Source organism: Salinisphaera sp. LB1 (genome assembly GCF_003177035.1).
Taxonomy (GTDB): Bacteria; Pseudomonadota; Gammaproteobacteria; order Nevskiales; family Salinisphaeraceae; genus Salinisphaera.
Map to the genome: position 1 here is coordinate 932520 of NZ_CP029488.1, position 26111 is coordinate 958630.

At 63.1% G+C, this 26111-nt stretch carries 24 protein-coding genes, 1 pseudogene and 1 other annotated feature; of the genes and pseudogenes, 5 read left to right on the forward strand and 20 right to left on the reverse strand.

Annotated elements, in window-relative coordinates; translation table 11 throughout:
• Positions 1-133: 133 nt before the first annotated feature.
• Entirely contained in the window at positions 134-562 is a 429-nt protein-coding gene (locus tag SALB1_RS04255; protein ID WP_109992723.1) for an organic hydroperoxide resistance protein, read from the forward strand.
• A gap of 160 nt (positions 563-722) precedes the next feature.
• Here the strand turns inward: SALB1_RS04255 and SALB1_RS04260 are convergent, their stop codons facing one another.
• The 4 genes from SALB1_RS04260 to SALB1_RS19825 form a co-directional block, all read right to left on the reverse strand.
• Positions 723-1100: a hypothetical protein gene (locus SALB1_RS04260; RefSeq protein ID WP_109992724.1), complete on the reverse strand. Its 378-nt coding sequence runs from the start codon at positions 1098-1100 to the stop codon at positions 723-725.
• Between the two features lie 63 nt (positions 1101-1163).
• Complete coding sequence (locus SALB1_RS04265; protein ID WP_109995268.1) at positions 1164-1808, reverse strand: rhomboid family intramembrane serine protease; 645 nt, start codon at positions 1806-1808, stop codon at positions 1164-1166.
• 267 nt (positions 1809-2075) lie between these two features.
• A complete protein-coding gene (locus SALB1_RS19425; protein ID WP_255414494.1) occupies positions 2076-2207 on the reverse strand; it encodes a hypothetical protein in 132 nt (43 codons plus the stop codon).
• A gap of 245 nt (positions 2208-2452) precedes the next feature.
• Positions 2453-2692, reverse strand: a complete 240-nt coding sequence (locus SALB1_RS19825) for a BCCT family transporter (protein WP_109992725.1) — start codon at positions 2690-2692, stop codon at positions 2453-2455.
• A gap of 189 nt (positions 2693-2881) precedes the next feature.
• On the opposite strand from SALB1_RS19825, the gene SALB1_RS04275 reads away from it, so the two are divergent.
• Positions 2882-3868, forward strand: a complete 987-nt coding sequence (locus tag SALB1_RS04275) for a glycine betaine ABC transporter substrate-binding protein (RefSeq protein ID WP_109992726.1) — start codon at positions 2882-2884, stop codon at positions 3866-3868.
• 399 nt (positions 3869-4267) lie between these two features.
• Here the strand turns inward: SALB1_RS04275 and SALB1_RS04280 are convergent, their stop codons facing one another.
• Together SALB1_RS04280 and SALB1_RS04285 are read right to left on the reverse strand one after the other, a co-directional pair.
• On the reverse strand, positions 4268-5863 hold the full coding sequence (locus SALB1_RS04280; protein ID WP_109992727.1) for a BCCT family transporter: 1596 nt from the start codon (positions 5861-5863) through the stop codon (positions 4268-4270).
• A gap of 228 nt (positions 5864-6091) precedes the next feature.
• A pseudogene (locus SALB1_RS04285) lies at positions 6092-7246 on the reverse strand (IS3 family transposase).
• Positions 6873-6989: a sequence feature (AL1L pseudoknot), on the reverse strand. It overlaps the preceding pseudogene by 117 nt.
• Before the next feature lie 238 nt (positions 7247-7484).
• Between SALB1_RS04285 and SALB1_RS04290 the strand changes: the two are divergent.
• Positions 7485-7727: a BCCT family transporter gene (locus SALB1_RS04290; RefSeq protein WP_109992728.1), complete on the forward strand. Its 243-nt coding sequence runs from the start codon at positions 7485-7487 to the stop codon at positions 7725-7727.
• A 63-nt stretch (positions 7728-7790) separates the two neighbouring features.
• On the forward strand, positions 7791-8273 hold the full coding sequence (locus SALB1_RS04295; RefSeq protein ID WP_109992729.1) for an Hsp20/alpha crystallin family protein: 483 nt from the start codon (positions 7791-7793) through the stop codon (positions 8271-8273).
• 211 nt (positions 8274-8484) lie between these two features.
• Here SALB1_RS04295 and SALB1_RS04305 read toward each other — a convergent pair whose 3' ends face one another.
• Positions 8485-9081, reverse strand: a complete 597-nt coding sequence (locus SALB1_RS04305; protein ID WP_109992731.1) for a nitroreductase family protein — start codon at positions 9079-9081, stop codon at positions 8485-8487.
• 87 nt (positions 9082-9168) lie between these two features.
• Entirely contained in the window at positions 9169-9771 is a 603-nt protein-coding gene (wrbA, locus tag SALB1_RS04310; RefSeq protein ID WP_109992732.1) for an NAD(P)H:quinone oxidoreductase, read from the reverse strand.
• A gap of 154 nt (positions 9772-9925) precedes the next feature.
• Here wrbA and SALB1_RS04315 point away from each other — a divergent pair, with 154 nt between their 5' ends.
• The gene (locus tag SALB1_RS04315; RefSeq protein ID WP_109992733.1) at positions 9926-10837 is read left to right on the forward strand and encodes a LysR substrate-binding domain-containing protein; all 912 of its coding nucleotides are present in this window, start codon (positions 9926-9928) and stop codon (positions 10835-10837) included.
• Here SALB1_RS04315 and djlA read toward each other — a convergent pair.
• The 12 genes from djlA to purU all read right to left on the reverse strand — a co-directional run bounded on the left by djlA (position 10830) and on the right by purU (position 26108).
• On the reverse strand, positions 10830-11633 hold the full coding sequence (djlA, locus tag SALB1_RS04320) for a co-chaperone DjlA (RefSeq protein WP_109992734.1): 804 nt from the start codon (positions 11631-11633) through the stop codon (positions 10830-10832). The genes SALB1_RS04315 and djlA overlap by 8 nt on opposite strands.
• A 52-nt stretch (positions 11634-11685) precedes the next feature.
• Positions 11686-12369 carry a ligase-associated DNA damage response endonuclease PdeM gene (gene pdeM / locus SALB1_RS04325; protein WP_109992735.1) on the reverse strand — a complete coding sequence of 228 codons (684 nt, stop codon included), beginning with the start codon at positions 12367-12369 and terminating at the stop codon, positions 11686-11688.
• Positions 12370-13396: 1027 nt separating this feature from the next.
• Positions 13397-15877 carry a ligase-associated DNA damage response DEXH box helicase gene (locus SALB1_RS04335; RefSeq protein ID WP_109992737.1) on the reverse strand — a complete coding sequence of 827 codons (2481 nt, stop codon included), beginning with the start codon at positions 15875-15877 and terminating at the stop codon, positions 13397-13399.
• Positions 15870-16133, reverse strand: coding sequence for a hypothetical protein (locus SALB1_RS04340; RefSeq protein WP_145961232.1), 264 nt, complete (start codon positions 16131-16133; stop codon positions 15870-15872). Before SALB1_RS04340 ends, SALB1_RS04335 begins: the two co-directional genes overlap by 8 nt.
• Before the next feature lie 155 nt (positions 16134-16288).
• Entirely contained in the window at positions 16289-17086 is a 798-nt protein-coding gene (locus tag SALB1_RS04345; RefSeq protein ID WP_109992739.1) for an ABC transporter permease, read from the reverse strand.
• Between the two features lie 10 nt (positions 17087-17096).
• Positions 17097-18014: an ABC transporter permease gene (locus SALB1_RS04350; protein WP_109992740.1), complete on the reverse strand. Its 918-nt coding sequence runs from the start codon at positions 18012-18014 to the stop codon at positions 17097-17099.
• Positions 18015-18074: 60 nt separating this feature from the next.
• A complete protein-coding gene (locus SALB1_RS04355) occupies positions 18075-19238 on the reverse strand; it encodes an ABC transporter substrate-binding protein (protein WP_109992741.1) in 1164 nt (387 codons plus the stop codon).
• A 47-nt stretch (positions 19239-19285) separates the two neighbouring features.
• Positions 19286-20332 carry an ABC transporter ATP-binding protein gene (locus SALB1_RS04360; RefSeq protein WP_109992742.1) on the reverse strand — a complete coding sequence of 349 codons (1047 nt, stop codon included), beginning with the start codon at positions 20330-20332 and terminating at the stop codon, positions 19286-19288.
• Positions 20332-21756, reverse strand: a complete 1425-nt coding sequence (locus SALB1_RS04365) for a gamma-aminobutyraldehyde dehydrogenase (protein ID WP_370453244.1) — start codon at positions 21754-21756, stop codon at positions 20332-20334. The genes SALB1_RS04360 and SALB1_RS04365 overlap by 1 nt, the downstream gene beginning before the upstream one ends.
• Before the next feature lie 213 nt (positions 21757-21969).
• Positions 21970-22878 (reverse strand): LysR family transcriptional regulator, encoded by a 909-nt coding sequence (locus SALB1_RS04370; RefSeq protein WP_109992744.1) that lies wholly within the window; start codon positions 22876-22878, stop codon positions 21970-21972.
• A gap of 67 nt (positions 22879-22945) precedes the next feature.
• A complete protein-coding gene (locus tag SALB1_RS04375) occupies positions 22946-24577 on the reverse strand; it encodes an ATP-dependent DNA ligase (RefSeq protein ID WP_109992745.1) in 1632 nt (543 codons plus the stop codon).
• 649 nt (positions 24578-25226) lie between these two features.
• Complete coding sequence (gene purU, locus SALB1_RS04380) at positions 25227-26108, reverse strand: formyltetrahydrofolate deformylase (protein WP_109992746.1); 882 nt, start codon at positions 26106-26108, stop codon at positions 25227-25229.
• Between the last annotated feature and the right edge of the window lie 3 nt (positions 26109-26111).

Consider the following 26111-nt stretch of genomic DNA (forward strand, 5'->3'; position numbering starts at 1 on the left):
GACTCGCACGAAACGGCAACAGGCCCTAGCTTAAGACCACAGGGCGCGCCGGATGTTCATGGGCACTTTTAGTTGCGCGCAATATAATGTCGTGACAATCTCACGGCTCCATTTTAACCCCTGAGGAAACCCCATGGCAGTCGACAAGATTCTTTATGAGGCCGAAGCCACCGCAACCGGCGGCCGGGACGGTCGCGCGGCGAGTTCGGACCAGGTCCTGGACGTGAAACTGTCGACGCCAAAGGAACTCGGCGGCGCCGGCGGCGACGGCACCAATCCGGAGCAACTGTTCGCGGCGGGTTATTCAGCGTGCTTCATCGGCGCGATGAAGGTCGTCGCCGGCCAACAGAAGATCAAGCTGCCCGAGGACCACAGGGTCACCGGACACGTAGGTATCGGCCCGTCGGGCGACGCCTTCGGCATCGCGGTAACCCTCGACATCTTGCTGCCCGGGCTGGAACAACATACGGCCGACGACCTGGTGGCCAAGGCGCATCAGGTCTGTCCCTATTCGAACGCCACCCGCGGCAACATCGAGGTCACGCTCAACGTCAGCGTCTAGCAGCGTAAATGCGCGCCCGGCAGGGCGCGCCGATGAACCGCCGGGCGACGGTGGACGACCGCAAAGCCGCATGGGGCGAAAAAGCGCCGGCGCCGGGCGATACGCCGGCGTTCCGGGCCCTGTGTTCGCCGGGCCGCCGTTATGGTCGGCGGCCCGGCCTTCAGTGCGTATCGCGCGCCGGACGACCGAGTTCGTAGAGCGCCGAAATGGCCAGCACTAGCGGCATGACCGCCGTGAGCAGGATAACGAGTGCGCCGATATTGGCGATCCAGATCGCGTGACCGATACCGATCGCGTCCACACAAAGCACCAGCCCCGCCAGCACGATCATGGCCCAGCGCGCCGCCGCCAAGCGTCGAAAAATCCCCAGGCCGCCGATGAAGGCAATCACGCCCACCCCGACCATCGCCGCGAGGAAGACATTGTTGAGTGGCACGTCCGGCGGGTCGAACCAGAACAAAAACCCGCTGATGGCCGTCATCGCACCTACGGTGCAGAATACCAGCCCGAATATGCGGTGAAGCAGGACGCTGTTCATGGCGTGACAACGCGCGCAACGGCGCGGTGCGGCGGCACGGCGGGCCAGTGGTACATCATGCCCTCACCCGCCGAGGCGCCCCTGGCGCCGCCAGATCATCAGCAGAATGAAGCCGAACGCCATGCCGCCGAGATGCGCGAAATGTGCCACGCCGGCCTCGGTGCCCGTGACGCCGAAAAACAGTTCCAGTGCGCCGTACCCCAGCACGAAATATTTCGCCGGCATCGGGATCGGCGGAATCAGCAGCATGACGCGCACATTGGGAAACATCATGCCGAAGGCCAGCAGAATGCCGAACACGCCGCCCGAGGCACCCAGTGTCGGCGCGACCGGTCCGGACTGGATGAATGACACCACCACCAGCTGCGTCAGCCCGGCCCCGATTACGCACACCGTGTAGAACAGCAGGAATCGCGCCTGTCCCCACACCTGTTCCAGCACGCGGCCGAACATCCACAGCCCGAACATGTTGAAAAACAGATGGAAGAAGTTCGCGTGCAGGAAAGCGTAGCTGACCAGCTGCCAAGGCTTGAAGCCGACGCTGATGCCGGTCGCGGCCACCGGGTAGTTTCCCAGCGGCCACAAGGCGAAATGCAGGATCATCAACTGCGGATCGTAGATGCGCAGCAGAAAACCGATGCCGTTGGCGATCAGGAGCCATTTGATCATCGGCGGCACGGCAGTCAGGGCGAGCGGATTTGAGCGCATGAACATCCGGGCTGGCGAAAACGGCGTCAAGGATAACCGATTGGGATTCATCACCGACGACGAAAAAACCCGCCGCCCACAAGCGCCGGGCTACGGATGCGACTAATCGCGCATTAAATGCAGGAAATGCCGGTGCTTTGCGTACTGATCGAGGATGTTGCCGATCAGCTGCGTCCGGGTGTACCCGACCACGCGTATTGCTGGCCACCCTCGCGCAGATAGATCATCGCGCGATAATGGCTGCGATCGCGGCTATCGTCCCGGCGCTCAGGCAGCGCGCCCATGGCGAACGACAGCGTAGCGAAACGGCGGGCGGGCGCCGCAAACGAAGTCAACCCATGCGGTGTAATCCAGATCGATATAGCAGCGATGCTCTTCGAGTGATAGATCCGTACTCATGCCCAACTCGTGTCGACCTCCGCTGGCCTGACGGTGTTCTTGAGGGCGGTCTCGACCTGGCTTCGCCGGGTTGACGACACGAGCGTCTCAAGCCGTCGCTGCCAATGGTCGCCACCGTCCGCGGTCACCTGCTACGCACCCATACCGATCGAGACCGCCACCCCGAACAGCGTGAGCACATCGGCCGTGCCGGTCGCGGCCGATGTGCACTTGCCGATAAAACAGCTACAACGTCGGCTTGATGCTCAGCAACACACCACGACAGAAGTCGAATAAGCCAGCGCCAGCCCCAACGCGGCACCGAGATCGCCCCGCCGTGTCCCAATGAAAGAAGGTGTTGCGCATTTCCCCCTCGGCCGCGGACGCGGTGTTGACCTGCCCGGTCGGGGGTTGGCGGAGTGCAGCGCTGGCTCGACCACGCCAAAGAACATCAACCCGCCGCCCGTGCCGGCCGAGAACAGCATGGCAACCCATGACAGATACATGAGTGGGCGCACACAAATGCATGCGGCGCAATGCAACGCGCAAACACTCCCTCGTTGGTTTTCCGCAGCCGTACACGATACGGGCAACGAATCGATGCCACCAACGAACCCATGATCGCCGATCGGGCCGGCTTGCCTTCATGACTCATATAGGTTATTCAGAACATAAGCTGAACGGAGGGCCATGTCATGCCTGATAAAAACAATAAGACTTCGACAACAACCGGACCCACAGCGATGGATCGGCGCCATTTTCTCAAGCTGGGCGGATACCTTTCGGGGGCTGTATTGTTGGGTAGCACCGGCATCTCCCGTTCCCTGGCGGCAACCCGTGGCAAGACGCTGACAATCGGCAATGTCGGCTGGAACGAGGATGTCGCGCTGGCCTACCTGAGCAAAGTGATTCTGGAAAACGACTTGGGCTATCAGAAGGTGACGGTTGCCAAGCGCGGCGTGGATGATTTGTTCAAGGGTGTGGCCAACGGAACACTGGATGCGTTCCAGGATGTATGGCTGCCCAGAACCCACCGCATGTACTGGGACCAGTATGGCGACAAGGTCGTCAGACTCAATCCCTGGTATGAAGGCACCGCCAACCTGGGTCTGGCGGTTCCTGACTACGTGGCCGCGCAAAGTATCGCCGACCTTCCCGCCTACTCAAAGCAGTTTGGAGGCAAGATTATCGGGATAGAGCCCGGCGCAGGCGAGATGAAAATCGTCGAGAACAAGGTTATGCCGGGCTACGATCTGAGCGGCTACAAGCTCATTCCGTCGACAACCCCCAAAATGCTCAACGCTTTGGCTGATGCGGTGCGGCACGAACAGCCGATCGTGGTCACGCTATACAAACCTAACTGGGCGTTCAGTGTCTATCGTATTCGCTATCTGGACGACCCCAAAGGGCTGATTAGCGGCCACAACGAGCACTTGTACAGCATCGTTCGGCAGGGGCTAAAGCAGGATAAGCCGGACGCCTACGCATTTCTCAACGCCATCAGATTCACCCCGGATCAACTGGGGCAGTTGGAACTGGCCATTAATGCGGCTAACACGCCAGAGCAAGGAGTGGAGAATTGGCTCAACGCCGACAGTCCGTTCGGCGGTCAGAATGGCATCAACCACCAACTCGTCCAGCCCTGGATTGATGCGGCAAAACTTGCGGCTCAGAAGGCCTGAGGCCTTTAGGAACTTCTAATTGAACCCTCTCGGTCGCGCCGCCGAACTTTGTGCGTAACTTAAAAGGCGGCGCGAGCGTGGCGTGCCTGGTGCACGGCAGCAAGCGCTGACGCCATCCAAGCGCGCGAAGCTGCGGAGGCACGCCCCGCCGTGGCGGCACGAGCGGCCCGCTGCGACAAAAGCCGTAGTGAACGAGCGTCGCATCACTCAAATTATGGCTTAATAGCCAAAGAAACCGAACTGAAACCAGTTGCTACCGGGATTTTAGCTGCCAAGGACAGGTCAGGTTTCCGCAAACGCTCGCGCCGTATACCGTGATCGCGACGCTACGGAGCGACTGATTGCTATTGCGATAGCCCGGCAAGAATATCCGATTCTTGCCGGGCAGAATATGCAATATCAGGACGTGCTTTGCCGCATCCGCAGCCGCTCGCGTTTAGCTTTCTGGGTAGCGGCCATCGCGGCCCCAATATCCTCTTGGCCCATGGAGCGGTAGAGCGTGTAGCACATAACCAACAATACAATACAGAATGGCAGTCCCGTCGTCACCGCGGCCGTTTGCAGCGCGCTCAAGGCATTACCCCCACTGAGCGTACCGGCAGTGAGCAGCACCGCCGCAACCACGCCTTCCATGACAGCCCAGAACAGGCGTTGCTGCCAGATCGGATTGGGATCACCGCCGTTAGTCAAAATATCAACGACCAACGATCCGGAGTCCGAGGAGGTAGCGAAAAACAGAGTCACTACGACAATCGCAACCACCGAGGCAATGATTGAAACAATGCCGCCAACCGGCAATTGATTGAGCACCACGAAAATCGCGTGCGGCGCATCGGCACTCAGCAACGCCTTGTCGCCACCGTTCAATACACTATGCAGGGCGGTACGGCCGAAAATCACAAACCAGACAATCGAAGCCCCCGTGGGAATTAGCAGAGTCCCCAGGATGAACTTTCGAATGGTGTAGCCGTAAGAAATGCGGGCAATGAAAAGCCCGACAAACGGCGACCATGAAATCCACCATCCCCAGTAAAACAGCGTCCATGCCTTCTGGAATTTGGCACCATGGCCGCTTGTGAACAGAGTGAGACTGGTCTCCACAAAATGCTGAAGATAATAACCGGTGTCGGTCATCAACGAGGACAACAGATAGAGTGTGGGGCCGACAACAAACACAAAAGCCGCGAGCAGAATCGCCAGCCACATATTGATGACCGACAGACGCCGGATTCCCGCATCCACGCCCAGCATCACGCTCATGATGGCGACCATTTCAACCACCAGAATCACTAACAGTTCGGTCGCCAGATGGCCGGGAATGCCGAACAGCGAGTTCAAACCGGCAGCGATCTGGTGAGCGCCCAAGCCAATGGACGTCGCCAGCCCAAACAAAGTCCCGAATACCGCCAGAATATCAATCAGATGGCCGATCGGCCCGTAGATGCCGTCACCAATGATCGGATAGAACGCCGCAGCCGGTTTAAGCGGCAGATTTCGCCGATAGGCGAAATAACCCAGTCCCAACCCCAATACGATATAGACCGCCCATGGCTGAAACCCCCAGTGGAAGAACGTCCAGTTCATGGCCACGGTCGCCGCGTGGGCAGTGCCGCCATCGCCTACGGGGGGATTCTTGAAGTGCATGACGGGTTCGGAGACGCCGTAGTAGACCAGTCCGATGCCCATGCCGCAGGTGAACATCATCGAAACCCACGACCAGGTATCAAACTCTGGCTCCGCATCATCCGGCCCCAGCACCAAATTGCCGAATCGGCTGACGGCCACGAACACCACAAACACCACAAATATGGCCGTACTGGCGACGTATAGCCAGCCGAAATAGTTAGTGATGAAGCTTAGTATCGAGTTGGCTATCGCACTGAACTGGGTGGGGAAGACCGCGGCCAGCACGACCAGCGCGATCATCACAACGCCGGAGATAAGAAATACCGGCGGATTCGTATGCTCGTTGAGATAGGCTTTTATTTGTTCCATTTACTATCGACTCCCTTGACTGACAGTACCAACTGCCATTCGACGTCCATCGTTGCGTTGTTTGATCGCACTGTCGCCAGAGTATCGCGTACATGTCCGACTACATACATCTAGCCGCGGAACCTCCCAAGGCGGAAATAAGCCTTTAGCCTATAGGTGATGTCTGTGCAGCATTTCGAGCACTTGAACTGGCCCGAGTTTAACGGAGAGTCAAGAGCATGAGTCATGCTACTTTCGCCGACGAGACTCGGCGTTTGCATCATAGAAATTCGCTTCAGCCTCGACCGGCGGGATATCACCGATCGGCTCGAACAGTCGTTGATGATTGAACCCGCCGATCCAGCCCAGCACCGCGAACTCGACAAGATGAGCCCACGGCCCGTCGCGCCGACGGAAGACTTCCGTCTTGAACAAGCCGCTCGCGGTATCGGCCAGCGCGTTATGGTACAAACTGCCGACATGGCGGGCCAACGGAGTGATACCGACATCCGCCAAGCATTCGCTATAGCGGATCGACAGATATCGCACCCCCGGTCAATGTGCTGAATCAGGCTCGGGCCTGGTTGCCGATCGTGGATGGCTTGCTCGAGCGCGTCGAGTACAAGGCGTGTGTTCGACGAGAACGCTTGAACCATACCAGCCGACAATACGACGCACGAACGCATCGATAACAAACGCCGCGTAAACGAAGCTGTGCTAGGTCGGCTCGAGCGGCTGAAAAGTCACGCTGGACGTAATCGGCCGGACTCGGTATCGGGGTCGGCAGCGGTCGTTTTCGGCTGGCATCCGCGCACAGCGCCTTGCAAGCCCATCTGACGGATCAGACGCTCGACCGAGCCACCGACCAACCGTCACGCCGCAACTGCCACCAGACTTTGCGGGCACCACAGACGCAACGATCGGCCGCCCATACCTGCCGGATGGCGTCGCTCAAGGCTCTCTCACGTCGGTCCCGCTTCGAACGACGAGCCGGGGCGGTTTGTCGGACCTCGGCCATATCGTAGGTCAACGCTGCGATCGGCAGCACACGGCAAATCGGCTCAGCACCATGGACTCCGCGATAATCGTCGATGAACGTCGCCATCGCTTGTGCCGGCGGTCGAGGCCCTATTGGGCAAAATACGCCGAAGGCTTGCGCCGGATCTCACTGGCCCGTTTCGACTCACGGTTGTCACGCTCAAGCACCTTGATGCGCTCGCGCTCTTCGGTGGTCTGGCCATCGCGCATCCCGCGGCCCCGCTCGGCCTGGCGAACCCGACTGCACAGCGTCTCGCGCGTACAGCCAGTCGCCGGTCACTGTGAGCTGTCGCCCGCCTGATGCTCAAAGACCATGCGAACCGCGCGTTCACGGACTTCCGGGGAATAAGATTTCGGCTGTTTCATACTCCTATTCTCCCAAGCGTTGGAGTCTTCTGCATTCCCGGGGCAGTTCAGCACTGCCTCTCAGACATAGCCATCCGGGTGATCAGCGATCCCTGAAGAGGTCACGGCCGTATCGTTGTTTCAAGTCGCGGCAGACCCTGAGTGGTCAAGCGTAAAATATCTAAATGGCGGCTGCGCAAGCGTGTACAGACATTTCCCGAGCCGATGCACTAGACAGTTGTTATTTAAATGAGAAGTATTGGAACAAGGCTCGATCTTGCAGCAACGTCTATTCTGGGCGACTATAGAGTTAGTAGCCGTTACGGTGCTGCTCTCCGCCATTACGCTCGGCGGCTGCAATCTGCTGTTGGGGTTGCAATTGGCTGCTGCAACCTCTGCACTACCGTTCTGTCTGGTGCTCGTGATGATGTGTTTCGCGCTGTACAAGGCACTAAACGGAGAGGCGATGCCAATGCGTGCCACCGACGCCAAATGCGCCTGATCGCGCCCCATTTCCACCTTCAAGCTGCCGGGCTCGGCGCCCGAACCCATTCCGGAGGTTTCCATGGCTGACAATCGCAAGACCCCCAAACCCCGTCACAACCCGTTCCGTGGCTTCCTCGACGTCATGAGCGAGATGAGCCGTGCCCAGGAACAATGGATGAAAGGCGGCGGCAAGGTCAGCGGCAGCGGTCGCACCCATGCGGGCGCCTACGTGCCGCCGGCCGACATCTTCGCCATCGGCCAGGATCTGATCGTGCGCTGCGAAGTGCCCGGCGTAAGGAGCGAGGACGTCTCGGTGACCGTCGCCAGCAGCGTGCTCACCATCTCCGGCCGGCGCAGCAGCGAACTCAACGAAGACGAGGTGCTCTACTATACCCGCGAGCGCGTCTACGGCGAGTTCCGGCGCGCGATGATTCTGCCCAACGGGGTCGACGAGTCCGACATCAATGCCACCGTGCGCAACGGACTACTCGAAATCCGCGTGTCCGGCGGCGCCGCGGCCAAGCCGCACGCGATCAGCGTGGTTGATCAGAACGAAGACTGATTCCCGTACAACACGGTGCATCACAAGGAGGCCGGCGGGGAACCGTCGGCCTCTTTTTCGTGTCATCGGCTGCCGTGTCAGGCGTCACCGGGTTGCAGCCCCAATCGCCTGGGGCCAACAAGGCGCACCGCCGATCCAAGGGCCAGGTAAAACGGCGGCCGTTTCTTGGCGCCTGTTTCAGCAGAACAAGGCGGGCTACCGGGACAAACTCTTACAGCCCGGCGCTTTCTCCGAACCGATCGCCAAAGACGAATTCCGAGATCGGGCGCCGCTCGCGCGGCGTGGCGTCGCGTTCAGCAAGCGCGGGATCGTCCCCGCCCGTCTTGTCGGCGTAGCCGATCGCAATCGCGGTCAGGGCCTCGGCGTTCATCGGGATCGAGAACGCACGGCGCGCGGCGTCCGGGTCCAGCCCGATCATCTGGTGGACGCGCAGGCCGCGCGCCGTGGCCTCGACCAGCAGACTACCGACCGCCAGACCGAGATCGTGCTCGGCAGCCTTGTTCGGATTGCCGTTACTCACGAACTCCCGAACGACCGTGCCGAGCACGAGCACCGGTGCCTTGTACGCCCATTTCCGATTCGGCTCCGCCAGACACTCGAGGATACGGCCGTGCGTATCGCCCTGCCCACGCCGGCCGACAATGAACCGCCACGGCTGTTCGTTGTAGCTCGAGGGCGCCCAGCGCGCGGCCTCGAACAACGAACGCAGATCCGCCGCCGGCACCGGTTGCTCGCTGAACACATAAGGGCTCCAGCGCACGGCCAGCAGATTCCTGATCGGATGATCAACGTCAGCGGTCTTTTTCATGCCTACTCTCCGGTTACGGCTCAGCGCGGCTGGCCCGTTGGCCAGCCGCTGGACGCGATCATCTTCGCATAGGGCCGGGCACGCCGGTCAGCCCGAGAACTGCGTGGCCAGCCGGGCGACTTTTTCGCCCTGATAGCGGGCGATGGACAATTCATTGTCGGAGGGCTGGCGCGAGCCGTCGCCGCCGGCATAGGTCGATGCGCCATAGGGCGAGCCGCCGCGCAGTTCGGAAATATCGAACAGTTCCTGGGCGCCCGCGTAATCGATGGGCGCGATCAGCATGCCGTGATGGGCCAGCGTGTTCCAGAACGACGTGATCGTCGTCTCGTTGCCGGCGCCGGTGGCGCTCGACGTGAATACGCTGCCGATCTTGTTGACCAGCTTGCCGTTGGCCCAGAGACCGCCGGTCTGATCGAGGAAGGTGCGCATCTGGCCGGCCATGTTGCCGAAGCGGGTCGGTGTACCGAACACGATGGCGTCGTAATCGGCCAGCTCGTCCGGCGCAGCCTCTTCGCCGGCCAGCGCGCCCTTGGCACCGATGGCGTCGAGCGCCTCGCGGCTCATGGTTTCCGGCACGTGTTTGAGCGTGACCTCTACGCCCTCGACGGACTTCGCGCCCTCGACCACCGCCTGCGCCAGCGTTTCGATATGGCCGTACATGGAATAGTAGAGCACCAGAATCTTTTTCATACGAACTCCTCGGCCCGTTTCGGCCTGGATGTTGTTCAAACGGATTCAATCGGGCGTCCCGATTGCGCCAGCGTCGAGGCTAGCCCCATGGCCCCACGGCGCATAGCAAGGCTTTCTGGCATAGTTGTTCAGATTTTTCGAACGCCTACCATCCATGACCGAAGCCGTCCGCCTGGAAGCGTTGGAGGTATTGGACGCCATCGACCGGCACGGCAGCTTTGCGGCCGCGGCGGCCTCGTTGTACCGCGTGCCCTCGGCGATCTCCTACACCGTCAACCAACTCGAGGCCGAGCTCGGCATCCGCGTGTTCGATCGTACCGGTCACCGAGCCGTGCTCACCCCCGCGGGCCGCCTGCTGCTCGACGAAGGCCGGCGGATTCTCGTGGCCACACGAGAGCTCGCCGCCGCCGCCCGGCGCCAGGCCGACCACTGGGAGCCGGAGCTCAAGATCGCGGTGGATGCCACCCAGCGGCCGGCCGACCTGTGGCCGGTGATCGCTGAATTTGCCGCGGCGCACCCTGCCATCAATGTGCGCATGCACGAGGAGGTCCTGGCCGGCAGCTGGGAGGCCCTGGTCGACGAGCGCGTGGATCTGGCGATCGGGGTCACCGACCCGCCAGCCAACGCCAGCATCCAGCGCACGCAGTTCGGGTGCATCGAGTTTGTCTTCTGCTGTGCACCCGATCACCCGCTCGTGGACGCGCCCAGGCCGCTGACCGAAGACACGATCCGGGCACATCGTGCGCTCGTGGTCGCCGATACCGCACGTCAGTTCGCCCAGCGCAGCGGCAACCTCATCGACGGCCAGCCGCGGCTGACCGTATCGAGCATGCGCACCAAGATCGAGGCCCTGGAACGCGGCCTGGGCGTCGGCTACTGCCCGCGCCACTGGGTCGCCGACGCGCTCGCCAGTGCACGGCTCGTCGCGCTGCCGACTGCCACTCGGCCGGCAGCGCGCGACACCTACCTGCTGTGGCGTCGCGGCGAACGCGGGCGCGCGCTGCAATGGTTCATCGACCGGCTCGGGCGCGGCTTCGGCTTGTCGCCCGACACAGCGCCTAGTTGATGCCGCGCGCCTCGCAGATGCGTTCGTAGGCCGCACCGATCTCGCGGGTCTTTTGCTCGGCCATCTCGCGCATGCTCTCCGGCATGCCCTTGGAGGCCAGCTTATCCGGATGATTCTGGCTCATCTGGCGGCGATAGGCCTTCTTGACCTCGGCGTCGCTGGCCTCCGGCGAAACGCCGAGCACGTCGTAAGCCTGCTTGAGTTGGTCCTCGGGCGATACGCCGGCCCGGGACCCCATGCCGTCGCCGCCAGTGTCGCCGCTGGCCGCACCGCGCGCACCCAGCATCGCCTCGAGCTGGCGGATCTCCATCTCGGAAAGGCCCAGCCCGCGGGCCACACGCATGAGCGCGGCATGTTCGGCCGAGCTGACCTTGCCATCGGCCGCGATCGCCGCGATCTGCACCTGCAGGAACATCTGGTGCAGCGCGCGCTGGCCACGGGCGACCTGCACGAACTTCGCGACTTCCGCATCCAGATCGAAATCGGCCTGCTTGCCGCGATTGAACGAGCGGCGGGCATCGTCCTTCTGCGTATCCGACAACCGCAGACGCGTGAACAATTCCTCGGCCACGCGAATCTCGTCGCGCGTGACCTGGCCGTCGGCCTTGCACAACGCGCCCATCACGGCGAACGTGGAATCCAGAAACTGGGACTGGATCTGCCCCAGATTGCCCCGCCGCAAGGCCATCGCCAGCAACTGGGCGATCCAGTAACCCACAACAGCGCCCAGCAGCGCGCCAGAAAAACCCATGAACGAGGCGCCGATGAGCGCCCCGGCAATAATCGCGATCAACATCCGCGCGATTCTACCCGCGCCGCACCGGTTACGGCGAATCCGAAATGCTGATTCACGCCAGCCGCGCCTCGATCACCTCGCCCTCGCCGATCACGAACACACGATCGTCAACGCCCGGCGCGATCCGGCCGCCGCCGGCAAAACCACAGAATGCCGGCAGCACCATGCCACCCGGGCGCACCCAGAATGCCGGGCAGCGTACGCGCTCACCGGCGGCCGTCAGGCGCACGACCGGATGGAGATGGCCGGCGAGCACCGGGCCACGAACATCCTCGCCCGGCTCGTGCCGGCACACGAACGGCCCGATCTGGCGCGCGCCCGGTCGCCAGTCGATATCCAGATCCACCGGCAATTGGCGTACACGATCATGATTGCCGCGCGTGACCACGATCCCGATATCGTCGTGGCGCGCGCGCCACTCGGCAAACTGTGACAGCCAGGGCTCATTGCCCACCGGCGGGGCATGCACAAAATCGCCGAGCACGACCAGGCGCCGCGCGCCGGTGTCGTGCAGCGCCCGCTCGAGCCGGGCGAGATCGTTCCGGGTCGTGCCGGTCGGCACGCTCACGCCCTGACGCCGGAACACCGCGCCCTTGCCGAAATGCGTATCGGCCACGAACAGCGTCCGACCGGTCGGCCAGAACAGGCTGTGGTCGGCGCGCAGTAACAGCCGTTCGCCAGCCAGTTCAAGCTCGGCTTGCTGGAGCGGGAGTCGTGTATCGGCGCTTGCGGTCATCCGTCTTTTACACGTTCTTTTACACGTTGATGTGTGGCCAGCTTAAATGCGGCGGCAAGAGGCCCTAAGCGAGCATCGTGCCCATCATGGGTCGCGTCATACACTGGGCACGGCGCAATCGGCGGCCGATTGCGGATCGTATTCGATTTATCCAGTGCGGATAGGGCGCTGTCAGAACCGGCTCCGCAAATTAAACAGCGAAACAAAACTTCCTCCGCCTTCGAGCGTTCGCGCTTGGAAAACTCGCGAGTTTCGCGTTACTTGAGGTTTCGCGCTGTAGCGCGACTCCCTTTCGTTTGCTTGTCCAAACGAAAGGAAGCAAAGGAAAAGACACCCTACCTTGCGCCGATGCTTTTCGCATCGGTGCCCTGCGCGGCTCCGGCCGCAAGAGGGACAGCCGCGAAACTCGCGCCGCTACGCGGCACTCAGACACACGGCTGTCTTGTTCCTCTTTCGGCCTCCACTGCTCGGCGCTGCGCTCAAGGGAACCCGAATACAGGCACGGCCCGCGAGGTAACGGAGTTCGTGTCTGTATTACCTCCCGTCTGAGGCGACGGAGACGCGCAGCGGCGACGGGTGTCCGGCGCACTGCGCCGGTGCGGCAAGCTGTCTGAGGACGGCCAAAGCCGTCCGAGTTTTTGCCGCATCCCGTCGACGCGAGCATCGGAGTGGACCGGCAAAGCCGGCGCCGATGCGGGTGCCCTTTTCTTGGTTCCTTCTTTTGAGGGTGTAGACAAACCCTTACTCTGTCTAACGACTTGTAAAACAATGCCTTAGAAGTAGGCCGGATTAGCGCGCAGCGCGTAATCCGACGCTCAATCTGTGGGTTTTGAGGCTTGGCTGTCGGATTACGGTGCAAGCACCTAATCCGACCTACGTAACTGTCTGATATTGCGTTTATTACCGGCATTTATTTTGTCTACACCCTCTTTGGCAAGCAAAAGAAGGGACTCGCACTGCAGTGCGAAACCCGAACCACTGCGTACCTCGCGAATCGTCCGGCATCCATGACCGGAACTCAACGCCCCTATTTCTTATCCGCCACCTTCTCGAGCTGCACGGTCATGCGCTCGACCCGATCGCGCCAGGATTCCCCGGTCACCTGACTGGCCACCCGCTCGACCCAGAGCGGAAAACCCAGGGGCGTGAGCCGCGACGGCTCGGCCAGCCGGATCGACTGGCTGCCGATCGCAGCGAGCGCGGACCTGAGCCGCCCGATCTCCAGCTCCCGCTCAAGTACTTCGCGGCGCGCCTGGCCGAGCAGCCGATTGGCGGCGTCGTAGCGCACCAGCACATCGTAGACGAGCCCGCTGGAAGCCTGGATCTGACGCGCGCTCTTGGACGTGCCGGGGTAGCCCGGAAACACCAGTCCGGCGATGCGCGCGATATCACGAAACGCATGCTTGGCCAGCTCCGACGCATTGAGACAGGTCAGCAGATCGTCCACGAGATTATCTTCCGACAACGCGGCTCGCAGTTCATTCTCGGTGAAATCCACCTTCGAACGGGTGACCAATTCGAAGCCGTAATCGTTGACCGAAAAGCGGAACGTCGCCTTGTGCATGCGCGCCAGCCGCCAGGCCACCAGCGCCGACAGGCCTTCGTGCGCCAGCCGGCCGGCGAAGGGATAGAAGAACCAGTGCCGACCTTCGCGGGAAGTGACATGCTCGATCAGCAGCTCGTCGGCGGCGGGCAGCGCCGACCAGCGTTGCTGTATTGCCAGCAGATCGTGGATGGCGGCCAGTTCCGGCTCGTCGTAGTGGTTGTTTCGAGCGGCTTCGAGCAGTTCGCGAATCGCGTCCGCCAGGGTGCCGGAGATCGCCATGCGCCCGCCGGCCCAGCGCGGCACCTGTCGGTTCTGGCGGGTGGCCGCTTTCACATAGGCGGTGAGTTCCTTGACGCGCACCAGTTCCAGCAGCCGGCCGGAGAACAGGAACACATCGCCCGGCTTGAGCTGCGCGATGAAGCGCTCCTCGACCGAGCCGAGCCGCCCGCCCTTGACCCAGCGCACGCTCATGGCGGCATCGGAAGTGATCGTGCCCATGGTCATGCGGTGCCGCCGTGCGATGCGCGGGTCGTTGACCGCGAGCTTGCCGTCGACGAAATCCACACGCCGGAACTCCGGATAGGCGGCGAGCGCAGCCCCACCACGGGTGACGAAATCCAGCGTCCATTGCCATTCGTCGTCGGTGATATCGCGATACGCGTGCGTGCTGCGAATTTCGGCCAGCAGATCCTGGGGTGCGACCCCACCCGCGCCCGTGCTGCCGAGCGCCCGGGTCACCATATGTTGGGCGAGCACGTCGATGGCGCCGGTCAGCGGGCGCCGCGCCTCCAGTTCGCCGGCATGGGCTTTTCTACGCGCGGCGGCGATCTCGACCAGCTCGAAGGCATGGGTCGGCACGCACAGAATCCGGCTGGGCACGCCGGGGCGATGGCCGGAGCGCCCGGCCCGCTGCAGCAGCCGCGCCACGCCCTTGGGGCTGCCAACCTGGATCACCTGATCGACCGGCGAGAAATCCACGCCCAGATCGAGGCTGGACGTAGCTACCACGCAGGCCAGCCGGCCATCGGCGATCATCGCCTCGACCGTGTCGCGCAGCTCACGATCGAGCGAGCCGTGGTGCAGCGCGATCCTCTCCAGCCAGTCCGGCCGGGCCCGAATCAGCGCCTGATGCCACAGTTCGGCCTGCGAGCGCGTGTTGGTGAACAGCAGCGTGGTCTGCGCGTTTTCCAACGCGGCGATCACCGGTGCCACCATCTGCGTGCCCATATGCCCGGCCCACGGGAAACGCTCGATAGTCTGGGGGATCAACGCCGTGATTTCGGTCGTGGAAGGCACCACGCCTCGGATATGGGTGACCGGCTGGCCGCCGGTGAGCACGTCGCCGGCCTCCTCGAGATTGGCCAGCGTGGCCGACACGCCCCAGGTTCGCAGTCGCGGATTGATGGCCCGCAGGCGCGATAAACCCAGTTCAAGCGCAACGCCGCGCTTGGTCGAAAGCAGCTCATGCCATTCGTCGACCACCACACAGTCCAGCCCGGCAAACATCTGCTCGTGATTGGCGTAGGACAGCAGCAGATTCAGACTTTCTGGCGTGGTCACCAGGGCGCTCGGCAGCTTCTTGCGCTGGCGCGCCTTGACGTGCGACTTGGTATCGCCGGTTCGCCGTTCGACGGTCCAGTTCAGGCCCAACTCGGCGGCGGAGGCCGCCAGATGCTGGGTGGTATCGGCCGCCAGCGCCCGCAGCGGGGTGATCCAGAGCACGGTCAGGCCCGGCGTGGCCGCCTCGTCGCCGGTGCTCGCCAGCCAGTCGTTGACCGCGCCGAACCAGGCGGCCAGCGTCTTGCCGGTGCCGGTCGGCGCATGGATCAGCCCCGATTCGCCGCGGCGCTGGGCGGCCCAGGCCGCGCACTGGAAATCGAAGATCTGCCAGTCGCGATCGGCGAACCAGCGCTCGATACGGGGATCGATAGCGACACGATCCGGCGCGATCGCCTCACTCATCGGCCGGTTTCTTGCGGCTCCAGCGCGTGGCGATGCCACGCGCCTTATCCGACAACCACGGGAACCTGCGCTCGAAGCGCGCGAGTTGCTTCTGCACCCAGCGCGAATAAGGCGCCAGCAGGATCGCGGAGACGATCAGGAACAGCACGCCCTGAAGAATCGGCAGCACCAGGCCTGCGACGCCGAGCAGGAAGAAGAAGACGCCGGCGCCGATGCGCAGGTAATCGCGCCAGGTCATATCAGCCCAGCGAATCACTCGGGGCTCTTGGTCGTCACGCGTGGCGTAGGACATCGCGGCATCCGATCGCAGGATTGCGTACCCACAACATGCGGGCACGCCGGGCCAAAGCAAACCAGCGGCGGGGCGGCTGGCCGCTGAACGATTACGCAATCACCCGCCCCGGCGATGCACTATTTGCCGGTATCGGCCGGCGCGCGGTTCATCAGGCGATAGGCCAGGATTACCGGAACGAGCGTGGCGAGCATCACGACCGTGACCACCACGTTCACCTCGGGCAGGCGCTGGCCGAGGCGGATGGCGCCGAAGATCCACAGCGGCAGCGTATTCTGCGCACCGGCCGTGAACGTGGTCACGATCACTTCGTCCAGCGACAGGGCGAAGGCCAGCAGCCCGCCGGAGATGAGTGCGGTGGACAGCATCGGCAGCGTGATACGCCGGAACGTCGAGAAGGCATCGGCGCCGAGGTCCATCGACGCCTCGCGCAGCGAGCCGGAGATACGGCGCAGGCGCGCGATGACGTTGTTGTAGACGATGACGATACAGAAGGTCGCGTGGCCGATCACGATGGTCCAGTACGACAGCCCGACGTGCCAGAAACCGAAGAAGGAATTGAGCGCGATACCGGTGAGCACCCCCGGTAGCGCGATCGGCAGCACCACGATGAACGACACCGCGTCGCGGCCGAAGAACCGAAAGCGATGCACGGCAAAGGCCGCGGCCGTGCCGAGAACGACCGAAATGGTGGTGGCCAGAAGCGCGGCCTTGATCGACAGCCACAGCGCCTGCCGGATCTCGCGGTTGTGCCAGGCGGCTGGGAACCATTGCAGCGACAGCCCGGGAATCGGCCAGCTCTGGATATTCGACGGGTTGAAGGCATAGATCACGATGATCGCAATCGGCACGAACAGAAAGACGATGACCAGCGCCGTCCAGATGCCGAGCAACCATTTGGTGAGTGTGCTTTCCATGATCGCGCCCCTACATCATCTCGAAGGCGCCGAGCCGGCGCGCGGCGGCCAGGTACAGCACCATCACCACCGCCGGGATCGTGGCGAAGGCCGCCGCGAACGGAATGTCGTTGGCGATGCCGACGTTGGAATACACCACGTTGCCGATGAACGACGAGCCCGGCCCGCCGATCAGAATCGGCGTGATGTAGTCGCCCATCGTGAGCGAGAAGGTGAAGATCGAGCCGGCGATGATGCCGGGCACCACCAGCGGCAGCGTCACTTTCGTGAAGGTTCGCAAACCCTTCGCACCGAGATCGGCCGAGGCCTCGAACAGCGAGCCCGGCACGCGCTCGATGGCGGCATAGATCGGCGTGATCATGAACGGCAGCCAGATATACGAGAACACCAGCCACATCGCCGTGTTGGTGTAACCGATGTCCGCCGCCGGCAGACCCAATGCGTGCAGCGTCCAGTTGAGCACGCCGTCGTGCGCCAGGATCAGCCGCCAGGCATAGACGCGGGCGATATAGCTCAGCCAGATTGGCAGCAACATCACCACGAACAGCGTCGCGCGCAGTCGCGGCCCGGCGATTCGCGCCATGAAATAGGCACAGGGAAAGGCCAGCACGATGTCGGTGAGGGTCACGAGTGCCGCGATACCGAGCGTGCGCCCGGCGATCGCGCGGTAGGTCTCGCTGGTGGCGAGCGTTTCGAAATTGACCAGCGTCCAGCGATGCACGATCTCGCCGGTGAAATCATCGACCGTCCAGAACGCGGATAGAAAAAGTATGCCGAGCGCGGCCAGATAGATGAGCACGAACCAAAGCATCGGCGGCGCCAGCAGCGCCGTTGCGGCCAGGCGCGGCCGCCGCCACAACACGGACGAAGCCGCCCGCAGGAAACGCTGGGCCGGATTGAAATCAAGCGCTGCCGTGGATCGTCGCATGCCCTGCTCCCCTGTTCGCGACCGGGCCGACCGCTTTTCGCAGCGGCCGGCCCCACATCGCTAGCCTTTCACCCGCTGCCAGGCCCGCTGCCAGTCGCGGTAACTGGTGCAGTCGCGCTGACCATCGGCGCACTGGGTGCGCGGCGTCTTCCAGAAATAAATCTGGTCGAAGTAGGACGACGGCGCATCCAGGTGAAACTTGTGACAGGCGCCGTCCTGAATCTTGTCCATTGCACTGCAGGCCTGTTTGTTGGCCGGCGTCTCACCGAAATAGATTGCCTGCTCGGCCTGCACCTTGGGCGTGGAGACATACTGCATCCACTTGTAGGCACAGTTCGGATGCTTGGCATGGGCCGACAGCATCCAGGTATCCGACCAGCCGGTCGCGCCTTCCTTCGGGATAGTGTCCGCCACCGGCACGCCGTCTTTTTGCAGGGCGTTGGTCATGTACGGCCAGGCCGCGCCCACCACGGCGTCGCCGTTCTTGAACAGCTCGATCTCGTCCGAGGCCTGGGCCCAGTATTTCTTGATCAGTGGCCGTTGCTTCTGCAGCAGGTCGACCGCCGCGGCGAGCTGTTTCTGCGTGAGCTCGTAGGGATCCTTGATGCCCAGATTCGGCTTGTGCGCCTTGAGATAGAGCGCGGCATCGGCGATCTGAATCGGATTGTCCGGCACCGTGATCCGGCCCTTGTGGGCATCGCTGTAGATTGCGTCCCAGCTGGTCGGTTTCGGGCTGACTTTCTTGGTGTTGTAGAGCAGCACGTTCGGGCCCCACTCGTAGGACACGCCGTAGTGCAGGCCGTTAACGGTGTTGTTCGGCGGCGATTTCAGCTGCGGCAGGAAATCCTGCCAGGCCGGGATCAGCTTCACGTTCACCGGCTGCACGTCGCCGCCGTAGATCAGCCGCAGCGAGGCATCGCCCGAGGCCGACACGAGATCATACTCCCCGCCGCCGCCCTGGCGCATGAGCGCGACCATCTCGTCCGAGGAGCCGGCATATTTTCGATGCACCATGCAGCCGGTCTGTTTCTCGAACGGTTTGACCCATTCATCCTGGGCGTAGCCTTCCCAGGCCACCAGATTGAGCTGGCCCTCGCCCTTGCCCACCTTGGCCGGATAATCGGCCTTGACCGGCGCCGCCGCAGCCACCACGCCCAGCGTGAGCCATACCGCCGCCACACCGCCGGCCACGGCCGTTGCAATCCGATTACGTATTATTTTCATTGATCCACCCTCCCTCGGACGCTGTCCGAGTCACCCAGATTGTTAAATCAAACGTTGCCGGGCAGCGCATACAGGCTGTCCCGGTGCCATGCGACGTGCACGGCGTCTCCCGCGGCCACACGGTCAAAGACCGAGTGCCCCGGTAGATTCTGTTCGGTCACCACGACCCGCTCGCCAGCATCGAGCGCGACCGTATAGCGCGCGAACATGCCCACGAATTCCTTGAACTCGATCCGTCCCGGCTCGACCTGCCAGCCGTCGGCGGCGAACGCCTCGGCATGGAGGGCAAACCGGATCTTCTCCGGCCGCAGCACAAAACGGGCGCCGCCGCGCTCGACGAAATTCGATGTGCCCACGAAATTGGCCACGAACTCGCTTGCCGGCCGCTCGTAAAGCGTGACCGGGTCGCCGATCTGTTCGATGCGGCCTTCGTTGAACACAGCGATGCGATCGCTCATGGTCAACGCTTCTTCCTGGTCGTGGGTCACGTAGATGAAGGTGATCGCCACCTCCGCCTGAATACGCTTCAACTCGTGCTGCATCTCCTGGCGCAACTTGAGATCGAGCGCACCGAGCGGCTCGTCGAGCAGCAAGACTCGCGGCCGATTGACGATCGCCCGGGCGAGCGCGACGCGCTGGCGCTGGCCGCCGGAGAGCTGCGCCGGATTGCGCGCGCCGTAGTTCTCCAGCCGCACCGCCCGCAGGGCCTCGGCCACGCGCTGCGGAATGTCGCGCCGGCCGACCCGCTTGGCCTGCAGGCCGTAAGCTACGTTCTTGGCCACACTCATATGTGGGAACAGCGCATAGTCCTGGAAGATCGTGTTGATATCGCGGTCGTAGGGCGCTGTTTTGGTTACATCGCGCCCGTCGATATCGATCGTGCCGGCACTCGGCCGCTCGAAACCCGCGATCATGCGCAGGGTCGTCGTCTTGCCCGACCCGGAGGGGCCGAGCAGCGTGAAGAACTCACCACGCCGGATATCCAGATCCAGCGTTTCGACCGCCACCGTGGCGCCAAACGTCTTGCCGACGCCGGCCAGCCGGACGATCGCGTCCTCGGCGGCAACCGCGGCGGCGGGCGCGAAATCGTTCATCAATGCTTGACCATGACGTGCCGGACGGCGGTGTAATCCTCCAGCGAATACATCGACATGTCCTTGCCATAGCCGGACTGCTTGATGCCGCCGTGGGGCATCTCGTTGCAGAGCATGAAGTGGCAGTTCACCCAGGTGCAGCCATAGCGCATGCGCGCCGACACATCCATCGCCCGGCCGACGTCGCGCGTCCATACCGACGAGGCCAGTCCGTAATTGGAGTCGTTGGCCCAGGCGATCGCCTGTTCGTCATCGTCGAAACGCGTAACCGACACCACCGGCCCGAACACTTCGCGGCGCACGATCTCGTCTTCCTGCCGGGCCCCGGCGATCACGGTCGGCTGGTAGAAGAACCCGTCGCCGTCTGCGATCCGGCCGCCGGTGGTGATTTCGGTATGCCGCAGTTCGGAGGCGCGCTCGACGAAACTGGCCACCCGGTCGCGCTGGCGCGCAGAGATCAGCGGCGGGATCTCGTTGGCCGCATCCTCGGGCTGGGCGTAGGCGATGCCGGCAACGGCCGACGACAGATCCGCAACCAGCCGGTCGTAGATCTTCGGCCCGGCATAGACGCGACAAGCGGCGGTGCAATCCTGGCCGGCGTTGAAATAGCCGAAGGTCCGTACGCCCTCGACTACCGCGGCCAGATCGGCATCGTCGAACACCACCACCGGCGCCTTGCCGCCCAGTTCCAGATGGGTGCGCTTCACGTTCTTGGAGGCGGCCGTCAGAATCTTCTTGCCGGTGGCGATGTCGCCGGTCAGCGAGACCATGTCGATGCCATCGTGGTTCACCAGCCGGTCGCCGACCGTCTCGCCGCGGCCGGTGACGATATTGAGCACGCCGGCCGGCAGCGCCTCGCGGGCGACCTTCGCCAGCAGCAGCGCGGTCAGCGGCGTTTGTTCGGAGGGTTTGAGGACCACCGTGTTGCCAGCCGCCAGCGCCGGCGCGAATTTCCAGGCGGCCATCATCAACGGGTAATTCCAGGGCACGATGGAACCGATCACGCCGACGGCATCGCGCCGCACCATCGAGGTGTAGCCCGCCATGTATTCGCCGGCCGCGCTGGTCGCCATACAGCGCGCCGCCCCGGCGAAAAAACGAATCACATCCACGGTCGCCGGCAACTCCTCGGCGGCCACGATATGTGCCGGCTTGCCGCAGTTCATGGCTTCCAGCCGCACGAACTCGTCGACATGCCGCTCGATCACGTCGGCCAGCGCCAACAGCACCGCCGAGCGATCGCCCGGCGTACGGCGCGACCAGGGCTCGAACGCGGCTCGCGCGGCCGCCACCGCGGCATCGACCTGGCCGGCGGAGGCCTCGGGTATCGTGCCGATCGCCGCCCCCGTGAACGGGTTGAGAATGGTCTCGGACTCGCCCTGGCCGGCCGCGTTCTCGTCGCCGATCAGAAGCGCGGTGGGGATATTGTTCTGGCCGCCCTGCTGCATGTCTGCTCTCCTCGAATGATCGCGGATCAGACGCAGCATCCCGCGTCAATCCGTGTTCATTCGAGTATCTGCAAACGCGCTGCGTTATCGCAATAACAAAAAATAGAAAAGCACTATCGGAAAAACCGAAATCTTTGCCCCGACAAGGGTCTGCATTCAAATGCGCCGGTCGACCCGACCCGTTGCGATTCAACCGGGCCCGGGCGAAGTCTTTTCAAGCGCCATCTCCACGAAGGCCGACGCTGCCGCCGACAGCCGCGTGCCACGACGCGAAACAACGCCGACCGCGACCGGCTCCAGCGCATCGACCAGCTCCGCCACGCCGATGCGATCGCCTTCCAGCGACCAGGGGCGATACATCAGATCGGGCAGCACCGATACCCCCGCCCCGGTTGCGACCAGGCTACGCACGGCCTCAACCGAGGTGGTGCGATACGCGATGCGCGGCGTCTGGCGCATGTCGCGCCACAACGCTTCGGTGGACGCCTGAATCTCGTCGAGATTGAGCAGCACATAGTGCTCGTCGACCAGCCGGGCACGTTGCACCCGCCCTTCCTCGGCCAGGCGGTGGCCGAACGGTACCCACAGCCGGAAGGGATAACGCTGGATCACCGCGCTGTTGAACGCCGACGGCTCGCCCAGCGCCGACAGGAACAACAACGCCACGTCGAGTTCGCCGCCCAGCAGGAAATGCTCGAGATATTCGGGACTGTCTTCATACACCGACACCGCAGTGGCCGGAAAGGCCCGTCGATAACGGGCCAGCAGTTCCGGCAGCGCATAGCCAGCCACCAGCGACGTGACGCCCAGATTGAGCGTACCGGTGATGCGCTGGCGCCCGGCGGTGAACGCCGATCGCGCATGGCTGACCTCGGCCAGAATACGCTGGGCATGACGCAGGAAGGTATGGCCGCGATGGGTGAGCGCCATGCCGCGGGCATGACGCTGGACCAGCGTCACCCCCAGGTCCGACTCCAGCGACTTGATCGCCTCGGTGATCGTCGACTGCGACGCAAACAACTCGCGCGCCGCACCGGAGATCGAGCCGATCTCGGCCACGGCCACGAAATAACGCAGTTGCTGGAAGGAAAAACTCATCGGCCCGCCCCCTTCGCCTTGAAGCCGCGATGCTACCGGAACCGGGCGCGACAACAGACTATCGCGTTCAGCCGGGCTCCGCCCATTCGTTGGGTGGCAGCAGCGCCTTGACGTTGTCCAGCGTATCCGCCTCTTCCAGCGGCTTGTCGGTGCGCCAGCGGGCGATACGCGGGAAGCGCACGGCAATACCGGACTTATGCCGGTTCGAGGCCTGGATGCCCTCGAAATGCAGCTCGAAGACATGCTGCGGCGTCACCGAGCGCACCGGGCCGAAACGCTCTTTGGTGTTCTTTCGGATCCAGGCATCCACCTGGCGAATCTCTTTGTCGGTAAGCCCGGAGTAGGCCTTGGCAAACGGCACCAGCGCGTCGCCGTCCCAGACGGCGAAGGTATAGTCGGTCAACAGGCTCGAACGCCGGCCCGAGCCCGGCTGGGCATAGAGCAGTACGGCATCGACCGAGAATGGATCGATCTTCCATTTCCACCAGTCGCCGCGTACGCGCCCGACCCGATACGGCGAACCGAGCCGTTTGAGCACGAAACCCTCGGTGGCGAACTCGCGGGAGCGCTCGCGCAGGGCGGCGAGCTCGTCCCAGGAGCCGGCGGCCAGGCTTTCCGACAGCGCAATGCGTTCGTCGATGCCGACGAGCACTTCAGCCAGGCGCGCCCGCCGATCCTCCAGCGGCTGCTCACGGATATCGACGCCTTCGTGCTCCATCAGGTCGTAGGCAAAGAACCGCACCGGATGTTTTTGCTGCATGTTGGCCGAGGGCTTGAGCCGGCCGATGCGGCGCTGCAGGCGGGCGAACGGCAGCGGCAGGCTGTCGCCGGCGGCCCAGGCCAGGATCTCACCGTCCAGCACGCAGCCGTCGGGCAGCGCGGCCGCGGCGGCCTCCAGTTCCGGAAAGCGGCCTTCCATCAAGTCCTCGCCGCGTGACCAGATATGACATTCGCCGGCACGCCGGATGAGCTGGGCCCGGATGCCGTCCCATTTCCATTCGGCGTGCCAGTTTCCGGCCGGGCCGAGGTCGGCGATCGTCTCGATCGGCGCATTTTCGATCGGCGAGGCGAGAAAGAATGGGTACGGCTGCGCCGCATCCTCGCCGTGGTCCTCGGGATCGACCAGGCGCTCGAAGAATTCCGGGGTGGGTTGCCAGCGTCCCATCAATCGATGGGCCAACCGGGCCGGCTCGATGCCGGCATATTCGGCGAGCGCCCGGGTCACCAGCCGCCGCGATACACCGACCCGGAAGGCGCCCGTGAGCAGTTTGTTGAGCGTAAAGCGCGCCTCGGTCGGCAGTTCGCGCCAATAGCCGAACAAACGCGCCTTCTGCTCGGTCTCGCTGAGGTTTTTGAGCGGCAGAATGCGGTTCTCGACCCATTCGTGCAGCGGCAGGTCGAGCCCGGCCTCGCTCGAGCCGATCTCGTCGAGCAACAGCGTCATGGTTTCGGCCGAATCGCCGACGGCGGCGTAACTCTCCTCGACCAGCCACATCGGCATGTCGATCGCCTCGGCTACCCATTCCCGCAGCTTCGGCCCGGCAATCAGGCGTTTGATGCGCCGCCCGCAGAGAAACGACACCGCCCAGGCGGCATCGGCCGAGGGCGCCTGGGCGAAATAATCGCGCATCGCGGCCACCTTCGGCTTGGTCGCCGTGGTTGCATCGAGACGCATGTATAACGCCGTGAATCGCCGCATTAGCCCACCGTATTTGTGCCCATGACCGGCGAATCGGGAAGGATGGAGCACGATTGACTTCCCGACCCCGTATTCCTGCGGGCGCCTTGTGCCACCTGATTTACAAAGCGCGCGACAGACGCTGTCCAGTGCGCCGGGACCGGCACGACGCAAGTACTTTCCAAACCAGACATGAACCTGAGCATTGCCGCTGCCAAGGTTGGTCAGGAGGCCGGTATTTGGGCTTTGCTGATGGATTCAAACAGATGGTCTTGCTCAGCATTCAGCCAGCGGGCCGGCGCTTTGTCGCTCATCGTGTCGGCCTGTACATCCAGCTTATCGGAGTCGAGGCCTGCAGCGATGACCCGAGCTTGTCATAGGATGCCACGATCGCGTCATAGGGGTAGGCGTTGCAGCTCTTGCCTTGGCAGCCAGGTGTTTACGGGAGGACAGGCACGAACGGTGAGTGGCCCGATAGGGCGAGAGCACGTCCTAACCGAAGTGGCGCATTGCGCCGCGTTCGCTGGAGTCTCGAGTTCGACGGCGCCAAGACGCAGCCGTATTCATCACCGGCATCGTGAAGCCATCGCCAGAGAGGATCGGCGAAGCAACGCCGAACGACGAGCCCGAACGCTTGTCCGGGCTCCACGGTTCGGATGGCGGTGATTTTTTATTCGAGCACGACCGTTCTGTCTCCATTTAGAAACACGCGTCCATCCAGATGCAATGCCAGGGCGCGCGCCAGGGTATGGCATTCGCAGTCGCGCCCTTTTGCCACGAGATCACTTACGCTGTCGGCATGATCCACCCGGGCCACGGTCTGCTCGATAATCGGGCCCTCGTCGAGGTCGGTGGTGACATAGTGCGCAGTCGCGCCGATGAGCTTGACGCCGCGCACAAAAGCTTGGCGATACGGTTTGGCGCCTTTGAAACCGGGCAGAAACGAGTGGTGAATATTAATTGCCCACCCGCGCAGTTTTCGGCTCAGATCGTCCGACAGGATCTGCATGTAGCGCGCGAGCACAACCAGCTCGGTATCCGTGTCCTCGATCAATTGCCAGAGTGCGGCTTCTTGCTCGGCACGGGTATCGGCCGTAACCGGCAGGTGCACGAACCTGAAACCGTAAGCGTCCGCCAGCGGCTTGAGATCGCGATGATTGGAGGCGATGGCCGTGATATCCATCGCCAGTTCGCCGCGTTCGTGACGATACAACAGATCGCGCAGGCAATGATCGGTTTTTGAGACCATGAGCAATACGCGCGGTCTCGCATCGACGGGCTTGAGCGACCAGCGCATGTCGAACCGATCGGCGACCTCGGCAAAACTGGCCGTCAGTGCCTCGGAGTCGACGTCAGGGTCGACCCCGAACAAAACACGGGCGAAGAACCGATTTTCGTTAACGTCGTCGAACTGATCGAATTCGACGATATACCCTACGTACCGATCGATGAATTCGCTGATGGCGGCGACCTGTCCCTGCGCGCTGTTCGCCGTAGCGGTCAGAATGAATCGCGTGCTGCCAGCCGCGTCGATTGGGCGGATGCTAGCCATTGT

Excerpts from the sequence above, each read along its gene's own strand:
- SALB1_RS04255 (WP_109992723.1), top strand. The coding sequence starts at position 134 with ATGGCAGTCGACAAGATTCTTTATGAGGCCGAAGCCACCGCAACCGGC.
- SALB1_RS04260 (WP_109992724.1), bottom strand. The coding sequence starts at position 1,100 with ATGAACAGCGTCCTGCTTCACCGCATATTCGGGCTGGTATTCTGCACC.
- SALB1_RS04265 (WP_109995268.1), bottom strand. The coding sequence starts at position 1,808 with ATGCGCTCAAATCCGCTCGCCCTGACTGCCGTGCCGCCGATGATCAAA.
- SALB1_RS19425 (WP_255414494.1), bottom strand. The coding sequence starts at position 2,207 with ATGAGTACGGATCTATCACTCGAAGAGCATCGCTGCTATATCGATCTG.
- SALB1_RS19825 (WP_109992725.1), bottom strand. The coding sequence starts at position 2,692 with ATGTATCTGTCATGGGTTGCCATGCTGTTCTCGGCCGGCACGGGCGGC.
- SALB1_RS04275 (WP_109992726.1), top strand. The coding sequence starts at position 2,882 with ATGCCTGATAAAAACAATAAGACTTCGACAACAACCGGACCCACAGCG.
- SALB1_RS04280 (WP_109992727.1), bottom strand. The coding sequence starts at position 5,863 with ATGGAACAAATAAAAGCCTATCTCAACGAGCATACGAATCCGCCGGTA.
- SALB1_RS04295 (WP_109992729.1), top strand. The coding sequence starts at position 7,791 with ATGGCTGACAATCGCAAGACCCCCAAACCCCGTCACAACCCGTTCCGT.
- SALB1_RS04305 (WP_109992731.1), bottom strand. The coding sequence starts at position 9,081 with ATGAAAAAGACCGCTGACGTTGATCATCCGATCAGGAATCTGCTGGCC.
- wrbA (WP_109992732.1), bottom strand. The coding sequence starts at position 9,771 with ATGAAAAAGATTCTGGTGCTCTACTATTCCATGTACGGCCATATCGAA.
- SALB1_RS04315 (WP_109992733.1), top strand. The coding sequence starts at position 9,926 with ATGACCGAAGCCGTCCGCCTGGAAGCGTTGGAGGTATTGGACGCCATC.
- djlA (WP_109992734.1), bottom strand. The coding sequence starts at position 11,633 with ATGTTGATCGCGATTATTGCCGGGGCGCTCATCGGCGCCTCGTTCATG.
- pdeM (WP_109992735.1), bottom strand. The coding sequence starts at position 12,369 with ATGACCGCAAGCGCCGATACACGACTCCCGCTCCAGCAAGCCGAGCTT.
- SALB1_RS04335 (WP_109992737.1), bottom strand. The coding sequence starts at position 15,877 with ATGAGTGAGGCGATCGCGCCGGATCGTGTCGCTATCGATCCCCGTATC.
- SALB1_RS04345 (WP_109992739.1), bottom strand. The coding sequence starts at position 17,086 with ATGGAAAGCACACTCACCAAATGGTTGCTCGGCATCTGGACGGCGCTG.
- SALB1_RS04350 (WP_109992740.1), bottom strand. The coding sequence starts at position 18,014 with ATGCGACGATCCACGGCAGCGCTTGATTTCAATCCGGCCCAGCGTTTC.
- SALB1_RS04355 (WP_109992741.1), bottom strand. The coding sequence starts at position 19,238 with ATGAAAATAATACGTAATCGGATTGCAACGGCCGTGGCCGGCGGTGTG.
- SALB1_RS04360 (WP_109992742.1), bottom strand. The coding sequence starts at position 20,332 with ATGAACGATTTCGCGCCCGCCGCCGCGGTTGCCGCCGAGGACGCGATC.
- SALB1_RS04370 (WP_109992744.1), bottom strand. The coding sequence starts at position 22,878 with ATGAGTTTTTCCTTCCAGCAACTGCGTTATTTCGTGGCCGTGGCCGAG.
- SALB1_RS04375 (WP_109992745.1), bottom strand. The coding sequence starts at position 24,577 with ATGCGGCGATTCACGGCGTTATACATGCGTCTCGATGCAACCACGGCG.
- purU (WP_109992746.1), bottom strand. The coding sequence starts at position 26,108 with ATGGCTAGCATCCGCCCAATCGACGCGGCTGGCAGCACGCGATTCATT.